The sequence below is a fragment of the Alteromonas sp. C1M14 genome, from assembly GCF_018860965.1.
In the GTDB taxonomy this organism is placed as follows: Bacteria; Pseudomonadota; Gammaproteobacteria; order Enterobacterales; family Alteromonadaceae; genus Alteromonas.
On record NZ_JAHKQF010000002.1, the window covers coordinates 202,171 to 214,834 of the forward strand.

12 protein-coding genes are annotated in these 12,664 nt (G+C 45.5%); 2 read left to right on the top strand and 10 right to left on the bottom strand.

Going from position 1 to position 12,664, the window contains the following annotated elements; genetic code table 11:
- The 3 genes from KO501_RS01455 to KO501_RS01465 form a co-directional block, all read right to left on the bottom strand.
- On the bottom strand, positions 1–1,206 hold the full coding sequence (locus tag KO501_RS01455) for an efflux RND transporter periplasmic adaptor subunit (protein WP_216027864.1): 1,206 nt from the start codon (positions 1,204–1,206) through the stop codon (positions 1–3).
- 48 nt (positions 1,207–1,254) lie between these two features.
- Entirely contained in the window at positions 1,255–2,538 is a 1,284-nt protein-coding gene (locus KO501_RS01460; RefSeq protein ID WP_216027865.1) for a TolC family protein, read from the bottom strand.
- A 72-nt stretch (positions 2,539–2,610) separates the two neighbouring features.
- A complete protein-coding gene (locus KO501_RS01465) occupies positions 2,611–3,015 on the bottom strand; it encodes a hypothetical protein (protein ID WP_216027866.1) in 405 nt (134 codons plus the stop codon).
- A gap of 152 nt (positions 3,016–3,167) precedes the next feature.
- Between KO501_RS01465 and KO501_RS01470 the strand changes: the two genes are divergently transcribed.
- Complete coding sequence (locus tag KO501_RS01470) at positions 3,168–3,584, top strand: MerR family transcriptional regulator (protein WP_216027867.1); 417 nt, start codon at positions 3,168–3,170, stop codon at positions 3,582–3,584.
- A gap of 11 nt (positions 3,585–3,595) precedes the next feature.
- Here KO501_RS01470 and KO501_RS01475 read toward each other — a convergent pair whose 3' ends face one another.
- Both KO501_RS01475 and KO501_RS01480 read right to left on the bottom strand, forming a co-directional pair.
- The gene (locus KO501_RS01475; protein ID WP_216027868.1) at positions 3,596–5,029 is read right to left on the bottom strand and encodes a deoxyribodipyrimidine photo-lyase; all 1,434 of its coding nucleotides are present in this window, start codon (positions 5,027–5,029) and stop codon (positions 3,596–3,598) included.
- A 140-nt stretch (positions 5,030–5,169) separates the two neighbouring features.
- Positions 5,170–5,430 carry a hypothetical protein gene (locus tag KO501_RS01480; RefSeq protein WP_216027869.1) on the bottom strand — a complete coding sequence of 87 codons (261 nt, stop codon included), beginning with the start codon at positions 5,428–5,430 and terminating at the stop codon, positions 5,170–5,172.
- A 130-nt stretch (positions 5,431–5,560) separates the two neighbouring features.
- Here KO501_RS01480 and fabA point away from each other — a divergent pair, with 130 nt between their 5' ends.
- A complete protein-coding gene (gene fabA, locus KO501_RS01485) occupies positions 5,561–6,079 on the top strand; it encodes a 3-hydroxyacyl-[acyl-carrier-protein] dehydratase FabA (RefSeq protein WP_216027870.1) in 519 nt (172 codons plus the stop codon).
- A gap of 67 nt (positions 6,080–6,146) precedes the next feature.
- On the opposite strand, the gene rmf is transcribed toward fabA, so the two are convergent.
- From rmf to rlmKL, 5 genes are all read right to left on the bottom strand, one after another.
- On the bottom strand, positions 6,147–6,323 hold the full coding sequence (gene rmf / locus KO501_RS01490) for a ribosome modulation factor (RefSeq protein ID WP_216027871.1): 177 nt from the start codon (positions 6,321–6,323) through the stop codon (positions 6,147–6,149).
- A gap of 293 nt (positions 6,324–6,616) precedes the next feature.
- Positions 6,617–8,386 carry a DUF3466 family protein gene (locus KO501_RS01495; RefSeq protein WP_216027872.1) on the bottom strand — a complete coding sequence of 590 codons (1,770 nt, stop codon included), beginning with the start codon at positions 8,384–8,386 and terminating at the stop codon, positions 6,617–6,619.
- Between the two features lie 12 nt (positions 8,387–8,398).
- The gene (locus KO501_RS01500; RefSeq protein ID WP_216027873.1) at positions 8,399–10,330 is read right to left on the bottom strand and encodes an ABC transporter ATP-binding protein; all 1,932 of its coding nucleotides are present in this window, start codon (positions 10,328–10,330) and stop codon (positions 8,399–8,401) included.
- Positions 10,327–10,560 (bottom strand): glutaredoxin family protein, encoded by a 234-nt coding sequence (locus tag KO501_RS01505; RefSeq protein ID WP_216027874.1) that lies wholly within the window; start codon positions 10,558–10,560, stop codon positions 10,327–10,329. Before KO501_RS01505 ends, KO501_RS01500 begins: the two co-directional genes overlap by 4 nt.
- The gene (gene rlmKL / locus KO501_RS01510) at positions 10,557–12,659 is read right to left on the bottom strand and encodes a bifunctional 23S rRNA (guanine(2069)-N(7))-methyltransferase RlmK/23S rRNA (guanine(2445)-N(2))-methyltransferase RlmL (protein ID WP_216027875.1); all 2,103 of its coding nucleotides are present in this window, start codon (positions 12,657–12,659) and stop codon (positions 10,557–10,559) included. The genes KO501_RS01505 and rlmKL overlap by 4 nt, the downstream gene beginning before the upstream one ends.
- Positions 12,660–12,664 lie beyond the last annotated feature (5 nt).

Genomic DNA, 12,664 nt, shown 5'->3' on the forward strand with positions numbered 1-12,664 from the left:
TTAATGTACATGCCCAGCACCGGATTTCTCGATGTCGGCTTTGATTAAATAGCTGTTGTCTAAGGCGTATGGGGTACCCGCTTTGATACCTGAAATGATTTGGGTATAGCTAGCATCCTGTTGGCCTAACTCTACCGCTCGTGGTTCGTAGGAATCACCTTCTTTGATGAATACCACAGTTTGACCATCGAGTTCGTGGATGGCGCGGTTTTGCACCCGCACTGCCACTTGCTCTTTTTCAAAAATGATATTGGCACTGATGAGATCCCCAGGCGTGTGTTGTTTGTCACTGTTATCAAACTTAATTCGGGCGAGCAAATACGGGGCATCATCCGGTCCTGGAATGATATGGTGAATTTTACTTAATACCATTTGGTCTTCTTCTACTAGTTGTACTTGCTGGCCCTGTTTAATGTGGGTTCTTTGATTATGGAATACTTTTAGTTCGCCCCATAACGCATGGATGTTAAGTAGTTTCATCAGGGGTTTATCTGCGGTAACCTCCCCGACATTGACCATGCGGTGTTGTACTATGCTGTCTATAGGCGAAGTGACGGTATAGCTTTGTAAACTTTCGTTTGATTCGATAGTGACGAGTTTTTGCCCCTTTTTCACTTCATCGCCAATATTGACAAATACTTTTTGGACAACGCCGGGAAACCGGGCGCCGACATTTGCCATATTTTCTGGGGATGCTTTAAGTCGACCAAAGACTTTTAGCTTTTTAGCAATATCCCCGGGTTCTGCATAAGCCCATGTGAGCCGGTTTTTGCTGGCCATGTCATCGCTAATGGTCACCCTGCCCTCATAAGATCCCCATTGCCAGTGATGCTGCTGTCCTTTGACCTGTACCGACAAGGTTAAATCGAAGGAATGAGGCTCAGCAATGGCACTCTGGGATTGCCAATACGCCCCATGTTGTTGAAAATTCACAACCACCGGTTCTGCCTGCAAACGTTGATAGGTAAGGGTAATATTTTCACCATTGATTGGTTGTTCATTCTCCGTTAGCCACAGGCGAAATAAAGCTTGGCCATGCTCGTGAACAATGGCAAATTCAGCTGAAACATGCTCGTCAACGAGCAATTTACCGCCATGGGGCCCTGTGGCTTGTTCGTGATGAGCTTCGTCATGATGACCGTGGTCGTCAGATCCCCACGCCGACAGTGGGAGATACAAACATAAGAAAAAGAGTATGAATTTCATTATTGAAAGCGTTCCTAGTTTATTCTGTGTACGTTGCCATGGATCCGGTTATCGAATCGCTAATGGTTGGGCGGTAAGTTGTTCGATGAGAGCCTGATTCAGCAGCACTGAAGTCGCCGCGTCCACCAGGGCCATTCGTCCGTTCAATAACTCTTGTTGGGCGATGACCCAATCTACATAGCCATAAGCCCCTTTCTCATAGGCTTGCTGAGTTAGGATCAGAGACTCTTTTAGCAATGGGAGCACGTCTTGCTGTAGCTGTTTGTAAGCCTGATATTGCTGTTGCCTTGTGGTATAGGCGCTAAATAATCGGGCGCGTAATGAAAGTAACGCCGCCTGTTTCTCATCTTTAACCTGGTTTTTTGCCGCTAGTGCAGATTGAACATTGCCTTGATTACGTTTTTCAGCAAATAGGGGGACTGAAACGCCCAAGGTAAAGGCATTATCATCGGTGGCCTCAAAACGTTTGATACCCACTTGCCAACGCACGTCGCTTTTAGATTGACTCACGGCCAATTTCATTTCAGCTTCCCTAACCCGTTGTTCGCTGGCATAGCGAGCAATAGCTGGGGTTGCGTTTACCCGTTGCAAAAGTACTTCAAAGGCCGGAACATCACTAAATGCGTAGAGATCGCCCTCTAAGATGTTGAATGATAGGGTTTTAGCTCCCCAGTAACTGGCTAGCAGCACCTTGCTACTTTCATAACGTGCACCGATATTGGCTTGTTTTAAACGGGCGCGAGCCAAGGCGGCTTTTGCCCTTAACGCTTCAGCTTCAGGTGTTACGCCCCGTTTAGCTCGCATCTGCACCTGATTAAAGGTACTTTGGGCTAACGCGGTGGCTTCTTTCGCCAAATCCAGTTTTTCTTGCAGCGACATGGTGGTAATAAAAGTCTGGGTGACTTCGCCGATAAGATCTAACGCAGCCACTTTCTTTTCCGCGTCCAGATAAGCAAGATGACTATCGACATAGGCTGTACGCGCTTGCCGCTTATCACCTAGTTCGATCACAGAAGACACCGCCAGTGTAATTTCAGCTGAATCCACCACAGCAAAATCCCCTGTACCTAAAACATTTTCAGCTTCAATACCTAATTCATAGGCAGGCGCAAGGTCGGCAGCTTGGCGTTTTCCTTCCAGGGCCTTGGTGCGCCAATCAAAAATCCGAAGTTGAGGGTGCTGTGCTAATGTCTTACGTACTGCATTTTGGAGTGTCAGTGATGTGTCGCTTTGCGCATTGGCAGCGGCCATTAGCGCACAGTTTATTAGCAATAATGATAACAGGCGAACACACAGATGTTGCCAAATCAGTGGTTGGTTTTTTACCAGCATGGGATTGCTTATACCTTTCGATTGTATGACTAAAAATTGCCTTTACGACGGCGATGTATTAATAAGAAAGGTTCAGCTAATAGGAGGGCGATAAATAATTGTGGCGAGCTTATCAAGCTTGACCACTTTGATATTGGTGACTAACGTGGGTTTGGTTACCTGGTAGGTGGTCCTGGCAAAAATAGCAGGGCCACATAGTAAGTTGTGGCAATTGCCGCAATGATCACATTGATCGTCGCACCCTATATTTTGCACAGATAATTGGCAATGGATATCATCTGTGTGCTCACAAATTGGCACTTGTGAGCCCATTAGCGGGGTATTGTTAGGTTGGGAATTAGCGTTCGCAGAGACTTCATAGCGCACATCATCTTCACACAGCGCGGCTGAGACAAATGTTATTTGAAATACCAGTACCACCACTAAAAATAGTGAGAGTGATTTTATGCCGTTGCCCAGCCTAAAAAGGTTTACCACTGATAGGCCTTTTGTATAAATTGGCGCATGGCTTGTTCCCCTAGACAAGGGGTCAATTGATGACAAGCCTGAGCAAGTGATGTCACTGTAGCTATTATCCCACTTTAAAAACTGCTATGTTAAACCTTCCAGTAACTGGAAGGTCAATACCATTGAAAATACAAGAAGCTGCCAAACAATCGGGCGTGAAGCCGAAAAATATACGTTATTACGAAGACATTGGGCTGCTACCCGCGGCTAGCAGAGATGCCAATGGCTATCGAGAGTACAGCAAAACGGATATAGAAAGACTCGTGTTTGTAAGACGTTGCCGGGATTTACAGATCCCCATCAAAGAATTGAAAGCGTTGTTGAATACCCAAGTGAATGCACAGTCTTCTTGTGGTGAAATCGACCACATTATTATGAATCAGCTGCAGCGAGTACAGCGTCGGTTAAAAGAACTAACCAAACTTGAAGAAACCCTCAGTGAGCTTGCCCATTCTTGTCGCAAAGATCAGGTGGCACATTGTGAAATATTGCAAAAACTCCGTGCCGATGCTAAAACAGAAGGGCTTACGGTAAAGTAGATACTCGGGCCTCACTGCCCTTTGATCTCACCGAATGCCGCTAACGCTCGCTCTCGGGTCGCTTTTAGATCCACCATGGGTTTAGGATACTGCTCTCCTAGTGTGATGCCGCTTTCCCTTAACAGCGGTTGGCTAGCTTCCCAAGGTTTATGAATATACTTAGCAGGCAAATGTTTAAGCTCAGGGCACCATTTTGTCACGTAGTTGCCATCTTTATCGAATTTTTCTCCCTGTAAAATAGGGTTGAAAACACGAAAGTACGGTGATGCATCTGCGCCAGAACCGGCTATCCACTGCCAACCTGCCGTATTATTGGCAAGATCTGCATCCGCCAAACAATCCCAGAACCATGCTTCCCCTTTGCGCCAGTCCATCAGTAAATTCTTGACTAAAAAAGAGCCAACAATCATGCGCACTCGATTGTGCATAAATCCGGTATGCCATAGCTCTCGCATACCGGCATCGACGATGGGAACGCCAGTGTGGCCGGTTTTCCATTTGTCAAAATCGGATTGATCAAAGCGCCAAGGAAAGGAATCAAACTTTTGATTAAAATTTTTGTCTGGAAAATCAGGGAAATGATAAATAAGGTGATGAGCGAATTCCCGCCAACCCAATTCGCTAAGGAAAGTATCTATCCCTTTATTTTCGTTGTCACCAAATGCCCCTTTAATGGCGTACCAAATTTGATGAGGGGAAATTTCACCAGCATGGAGATGAGCTGAAAGCATGGAAGTACCAGGGATAGCCGGAAAATCTCGGTTTGTTTTATATTCTGTTGCGGCATCTTCAATAAACGTGGCTAAGCGGGCAGCCGCGCCCTCTTCGCCCGGCTGCCATGTATTCGCAATTCCGTCGTACCATTTTATAGCAGGCAAATAATTGAGTTGGTCAATGGTTAAAAATTGCTCATTAGAATCAATGTCGGCATAAGTAATTCGTGCTGGTGGCGCCTGTGGATAGCGAGGTTCAGCCGCTTGCAAGCAACCCTTACGATAAAACGGGGTAAACACTTTATAAGGTGCGCCTGACTTATTTTCTATGTCCCAGGGCTCCCACAACAAACTGCCATTGAAACTTTTTGCCGCTTTACCCTTATCACGTAACGTCTGTTTAATAGCTTTATCACGGGAAATAGCCCAGGGTTCATAGCATCGATTCCAAAACACGTGATCTATTGCAAGGGTATCCATCAGTTCAGGTAGCAGGGACTTAGGGTCCCCTCGCAAGATAATCAGATGATCATTAAGTCGCTGGTTGAGTGCGGTTAACGAATGGTGAAGCCACCATTTCGATACACCACCAGGCACCCGAGAAGCGGGAAGCGTGGTATCTTCAATGTAGACAGGGATAATATTGCCAAGACTGCTGGCCGCATTTAATGCGGGATTATCTTTCACTCGTAAATCTTGGCGAAACCAAACGATACTGGTAGGAACAGCCACAAATAAAATCCTTATTGAAGATACTTGGATAACCGCTAAGTCTAACGAATTAATCGTAAATTCGGTGAAGATTAAGCATTTTTAATCTCTGCTATGTTAACTACTAGGCCTTACTTACCCATTGCTGCGTTGTAACATACTTATCGCTTTTGCTCTTTAAGCCACTGATTTAAAAGTCGTATTTGCCCGCATTTATACGCGGCATAGGTTATGCGTAACGCATTGGAGAGCACTTCACTGTCGTTCCAACCTGTTTTCTCACTGATATCAGCGTAACATTGCATGGCCTGCGGCGTGACATAGCCACGGACTAACTTTTTGCCGGCTGCCTTTTGTCTTTCACGAAATCGCCGTTGCTTTTCGGCATTCGCAGAAGGCTGTGCTTTCTTCTTTTCAGTCATAATTTGTCATTTCTCCGTTATGAATTCAGTTTAGCATGTAAAAATGTTGAATAAATAACTGTTCAGAGTTGTTTAGCGTACAAGTGTTCGCTAAATTACAGCACTGTAATTCTAACAACAAAGGGATATCATGTCCGACAAACAAAATAGTTTTAACCGTGACGATTTGCTCGCTTGTAGCCGTGGCGAAATGTTTGGTCCAGGTAACAGCCAGTTACCGGCTCCTAATATGTTGATGATGGATAGGATCAGCCATATCAGTGAAGAAGGCGGTACGTTTGATAAAGGCGAGATTGTCGCTGAACTAGATATTCAACCTGACCTATGGTTTTTCGATTGTCACTTTCCTGGTGATCCGGTTATGCCCGGTTGTTTAGGTCTTGATGCCATGTGGCAGCTGGTAGGCTTTTTTCTCGGTTGGAGTGGCGGTCCGGGTAAAGGACGGGCTTTAGGCGTTGGCGAAGTGAAATTCACAGGGCAAATTTTGCCTACCGCAAAAAAAGTCACCTACCGTATTAATATGAAGCGCGTGGTTAAACGTCGCTTGTTTATGGGCTTAGCCGATGGACAGGTAGAAGTAGACGGACGAGTAATTTATACGGCTAAAGATCTTAAAGTGGGCTTATTCCAAGACACCTCAAACTTCTAACGCTGTTTTCTATCGCAATGAAAAAAGCCCCGAAATCGGGGCTTTCACTTATACGAGAAAGAGACGCTTAACGCACGTTGAATCCAAGGTTCCTGTCTTCAACGGCTTCTCTCCATCCCCCTAACCAATGCGATTTCGCATCGTTAGCCTGAAATGGACAGTTCTCTTTTGAACGACCGCTGATACCAGCCTGATAGCCTTTTGCGTGTGCACGCGTTAATTTATCTCTTTTTTGTCGTTTCATTGATAAGCCTCATATTGTGGTTGCTGTGCCACTGACGTTTTCAGGCTCTCCTCAGTCTTTATATTTGATGGAGCCATCAAAGCATCATGCACACTATATGAGATAGTGCATATCGGGTATTGGTTCAACTTTTTTAATCATTTTCAGCTATTGACAAAAGGTAACGCCATGAAACGAGGTGTAATTTAATATTACAATTTTTTGTCATAAATATTACGAAAGTTAAAACTGGTTCATATATGAACAAAAAAACCGCAGCGTTAACTGCGGTTTTTTAATTGGAGGGCAAAAAACTAAATTCGGCGTCTAAAGAATGCCACCATGCCAAGGAAGAGAAGCCATGTATAAGACATGGAAGCACCTTGTCTTTCATAAGCTTCGTCGTCTTCTTCATCGTCGTCCAATTCACAGGTTTCAACGCTGCCGCTGGTGGGAGTTAATTTAACCGCCACTATGGTATCTACGGTAGTGGTTGAGCCATCACTGCCAATGATGGGTTCGCCATTGACGTAGGTGCTATCCGTGCGGTATCTGGCGTTAGCGATAATTTCGTTGTTATCGTTAATATCCACGGCATCGACAATGGTGTAGTCACTGTCACAAGGCAACAAATCATTAAGATCAACAATTTCGCCATCGTTAAGATCGTACATGAAACCATGGGTTTCCCGGTTTGTATCTACCGTTGAATCGTATTCAGAGATACCGACGACAATGTTGTTATTGTTGATGGCCTTGCCTTGTGCTCCGGCATTTGTGAAGAAACCTTCAGGGTAAATCGCTTCCCCTGAGTCTAGGTTATAGATGAAAATCCTATTACGAGCAGTACCATTTGGCGCACGTAAAACATAACCGGTTACCCAATTTTCATTATTGATGGCAAGGGCTTCTGAAAGAAGATTGTCGTCATCGTCAGGTAAGATCGCGTTGGTTTCACCATTCGAGTAGCTTACTGCGACATTTTCTAGCGCATATGAAGCACCCGTTGCATAGGTAATATAGACCAGTTGATCGGTGGATGAAGCGCCGACTGCAACACCGTTATCGTTAATGTCGGTGGCTAAAGACCAATAGGCAGAACTGTCGCTTGAATCGGGATCAAACACTAATGGGTAGGTATCAGTACTGACCACGTCACCACTGCCATCTAATTGCCAAATGGTGGCCCTTACATAAGCGCCTGGGGTACTGCTGTCGCCCACTTCCGGCATATCAAAACCGTATGAAGTACCGTCTGATGAGCCATCTACCTGAATATTACGATAGCAATACTCAATAGGTACGTCTCCCCGGGTATCATCGTCTTTACAGTTTTCAATGGCCGTATCGATACTGTCAATAAAATCAACGGCACTATTGCCCGCGACTTGTAGGTTGTAGTTGATGGCAAATGCCTGGCTTAAGCCATTAAGGGTATCTCTGGCATCTTCATCTTCTGCACGTAGTAATTTGGTTTCACCATTTACACTTACGAAGGCACTTTCTTCAATATCGTTTAAAACGTAAGTCAATTCATTGCCATCGTCATCTTCGTAATCTAATGGGTAATATTGTCCTTCCGTGGTACCGACGATGAAGTCACCGTCCACACTATCACGGGCATAGGTGACCGCTTCATGGGCGTAATCGTCAAAATCATCAGACCATTCATCTAATCCAGGTACCAGATCCGCATCAGTGGTATCGGCAATATATGAACGATATACCGCCAAATGCTGGTAGGCGTAAGCGTTACTGGCTGTAGCACTTAACGACAGAAGGGTACTGACGATAATGCTGTAGTCATAATCTGAAAATAACCCTTGAATAACGTCACTATAGCTTTCAAAGGAGGTGGCATAGCTGGTGAAAAACCCAGTATCTTCCAGAAATTCGAAGTCAATGGGAGGATTGAACTCAGAGGATGATATGGTCAACATGTAGCCAGATTCGTCAATAGACTGACCAAAATTATTGGAGCTAATATCTGACATCGGTAACGGGGTTACCGAATAAGTAGCTGCCAAGGTCGATGCTGACACGGTGGTCAAGGCCATGGCGGCGGCGATCTGTGTTAATTTCATCTATTATCCTATTTACTGCTGAGTGTCTTCCAGCATGCTTTCTAGTTCATCCCAGCGCGCATATTTCTGGGACAGAGTTTCTTCTGATTCAGCGAGTTCAGCAAGTATTTGTGCTGTACTCTCATTTGACTGCTTAAAAAATTCAGGATCATTTACATGTTCTTGAAGTTCATTAACCCGCCCTTCCCACTTTTCTATTTCGGCTGGTAATGAGTCCAATTCCCGCTGATCTTTATATGATAACTTCTTCGCTTTGCGTACAGAAGGCTTTGGCTTAGGACTACTACTTTGCGTAATAGTTTCATCTTTTACGTTGTCTTTATCTTTACTTGTTGGCTTCTGGCCATTTTGCTTATACCAGGCTTCAACATCACTAAAGCCGCCAACAAATTCTCTAAGTGCCCCGTCGCCTTCAAAGACTAAGCAACTGTTAGCCACATTATCCACAAACTCACGGTCATGGCTAACCAGTAAAATGGTGCCTTCATAATCGTTCAGCAAGGTTTCTAACATTTCCAGCGTTTCTACATCCAGATCATTGGTGGGTTCATCGAGCACCAATAAGTTGCTGGGTTTTAACATAAGTTTGGCCAGCATTAAACGGTTCTTTTCACCGCCTGAAAGCGACTTAACGGGTGCGTTGACCCTATCTGGTGTAAACAAGTAATCTTGTAAATAACTGATCACGTGCCGTGGATGACCATTGACCATGAGGTCTCGTTTGCCCTCACCGACAGCATCAATGACGCTTTCTTCAAGGTTTAAACCCAGTCGGTGCTGATCAAAATAAGCCACATCAAGGTTAACGCCTTGGCGCACTGTACCAGAATCTGGGGTAATTTGTCCTAGTAACAGTTTGATAAGTGTTGATTTTCCACTACCGTTAGGACCAATTAACGCGAGTTTATCTCCGCGCATTACATTTAAGTGCAAATTACGCACAATGGGTTTGTCGCCATAGGCGTAAGAAGCATCTCTTACTTCAAATACCATTTTGCCGGAACGAGCCGCGGTATGTTGTGCCACCACTGCATTACCTTGGGTCTCTCGGCGGGCTTTTCGGGTATCTCGTAATTTTTTTAGTGCCCGCACTCGGCCTTCATTGCGAGTTCGTCGTGCTTTAATCCCTTGACGTATCCATACTTCTTCTTGAGCTAACTTTTTGTCAAATTCAGCATTTTGCGCTGCTTCAACCTCAAGGTCCTGCTGTTTTTTCTCTAAGTAGGTGGCGTAGTTTCCGGGGTAACTTATCAAGCTCCCCCGATCTAAGTCCACAATGCGGGTTGCCATTTGCCGGATAAACGCCCGGTCGTGGCTAATAAATACAATTGCCCCTTGGAAGCCCGTTAGACTTTGCTCCAGCCAGCGGATCATTTCGATATCCAAGTGGTTGGTAGGTTCATCGAGTAATAATAAATCCGGTTGGCGCACTAAGGCGCGAGCGAGAGCCGCTTTTCGTCGCCAACCGCCCGATAACGTGGATAACGACATATCCGCGTCCAGTTTAAGCATGGTCAGGGTTTGTGCAATTTGCTGTTCAAACTGCCAAGCGTCTCGACTTTCAAGGGTTTCTTGTAAGGTCTGCAAGGTATTTAAGTTGGCTTCGCTGGGGTCATCGGCCACTTTTCGGGTTTGATGGAAGTATTGTTTTAAACATTCACCCACATCAGCTAACCCTTCTGCCACATAATCGAACAGCGAAATATCCACTGTTTGTGGAGGGTCTTGTTCCAGGCGCGCCACGACGGTTTTGCTATCGATAATACGCTGGCCGTCATCGGCAATGATATCGCCGGCGAGCACTTTCATTAAGGTAGATTTACCGCTGCCGTTGCGGCCCACAAGACACACCCGCTCTTTGGGGTGCACTACCAGTTCGATGCCGTCTAGTAGCGGTGGGTCACCATAAATAACCGTGGTATTTTTTAGCTGTATAACACTCATGATAAAAACATTTCTGCCTGCTTGACGTCAAACGGCCAGCCAAGTTCGGCACCGTTGTCCAGACGTTTGATAACGGGGATCCGGGCCCCATAGAGATGATACAGGTTCGCATCATCGCGGATGTTAATTTTGGTAATTTGCCATGCCTGTGCTTGGGGTGTTTGCGTTAAAACGTCATCGGCCAATGTACACAAATGGCACATGGGACCGGTATAAAAAGCCAGTTTCATCGCGTCAGCACCCAGCATTTGTGAATGGCGGCGTTACGGGCAAAATCTTCAGGTATGGTTTGTTGGGTTATATCGGTAATCGCCGTATAGCCAAGGTTTTCTAGGGCCTCATGATCGAGCTTAAAACCCCGTCGGTTATTGGAGAAAATGACTTCACCACCGGGATTCAAGCACCGAAACGCATCGGCGAGTAACGATACATGATCGCGCTGTACGTCGAAGGTGCCCTGCATACGTTTTGAATTAGAAAAAGACGGTGGATCTACAAAAATTAAATCATATTTACCTGGATGGGTTTTTAACCACGACGTGCAGTCTGCTTGTATAAACGCGTTGGCACTGCGAATGTTGTTCAAACGCATATTTTCTTTGGCCCATTCAAGATAGGTTTTCGACATATCAACGGTGGTAACCGACTTCGCGCCGCCTAAGGCAGCATGTACAGAAACACTACCAGTATAGGAAAACAGATTCAGTACGTCTTTATTGGCAGATTTTTGCGCCACTATTTGGCGAGTATCTCGGTGATCTAAAAACAATCCCGTATCTAAATAGTCGGTCAGATTGACGCCAAACTTAGCCCCATTCTCATAAACCGTTAAACGAGAATCTTTTTGGTCAAGCTTTTCATACTGATTACGGCCTTTTTGCTGTGCCCGTACTTTTAATACAATATGTTTAGGATCCACCCCTGTGACAGCAGGCAAGTACAAAAGCACTTCTTGTAAGCGTCTTCTGGCTTTATCTTCAGAGACGGTCTTAGGTGGCGCGTATTCTTGTACCACCAACCAGTCGCCATACACATCTACGGCCACATTATATTCAGGTAAATCGGCATCATAAATACGATAACAGTTGGTATCCTGCTGTTTTATCCAACTTTTTAAACGTTTTAAATTTTTCTTTACCCGATTAGCAAAATCATGATTCTCGGCACTGTCGTTGCCATATTGTTTGACGTTGTCCGCATCCAGGGTGTAATTGACTAGGCGGCATTCTAATCGGCCGTTATTGAGAGCGTATTCTTTACCTGCTCGCAATTTCATCACCCGTAATAAATCACGGTTACTGCTTAAAATGGAAAGGTGCCAGCCTTCCCAGGCGTTTTTAAACTGTTTACCCAATGCAGAAAACAGTGGAATAAGTTCGGTCAGTTCCCCTAACCGTTCTCCGTAAGGGGGATTAGACACAAGATACCCAGGTGTATTTACCCCCGGCTTAGCGGTCAGTGCATCGCCCACAACAAACTGGATATCTTTAAAAACGCCGGCTTGATCCGCGTTCTTTTTCGCGATGGCGATAAGCCTTCTGTCGATGTCTGAGGCGATGATCCGCGTTGTACAGGGCTTTTGCTGCGCGAGCGCGTCATCTAACATGGCTTCCCACACGTCGGCGCGGTGCTGCAACCAGTGAGAAAAGCCCCAATATGCCCGCTGTATACCCGGTGCAATATTGCGAGCTATAAAGGCCGCTTCTATGGCGATGGTGCCTGAACCGCAGAAAATATCTTGTAAAGGCATATCCGTATTTTCGGTCCAACCGGAACGAACTAACATGGCGCAGGCAACATGTTCTTTTAGTGGCGCCTCGCCGGTTTTACTGCGATAGGCCCGTTGATGCAGGCTATTCCCCGAAAGATCCACGCCGATGGTCACTTTGTCACGATGGCAACGGGCCCAAATGGGAAAATCAGCAAACTGCCTTTCCACCGACGGACGCTGATCTAACTCTTCAACGAATTGATCCACAATGGCGTCTTTAATTTTAACCGCCCCAAACTGGGTGTTTTTAATAGCGCGGTTAGTACCATGGAAATTTACACTTAAGGTATCGTTTACCTTTAGGTGTTGTTGCCAATCCACCGACATGGCAGTGTCGTAGAGTTCTTCGGCTGAATCACACCCGCCTTCGGCCAGCACCCAAATAACGCGGTTTGCTAGGCGTGACCAAAGACAGATTTTATAGGCTTGTTCTAACGTACCAATAAAATGGATACTGCCAGGTGATTCGCGACATTCAATACCGTCGCACAAGGATTCGATTTCGGTCTTCAGCAACGAATCAAGGCCGCGGCTGGTGGTGACAATTATATGATTCATAATAT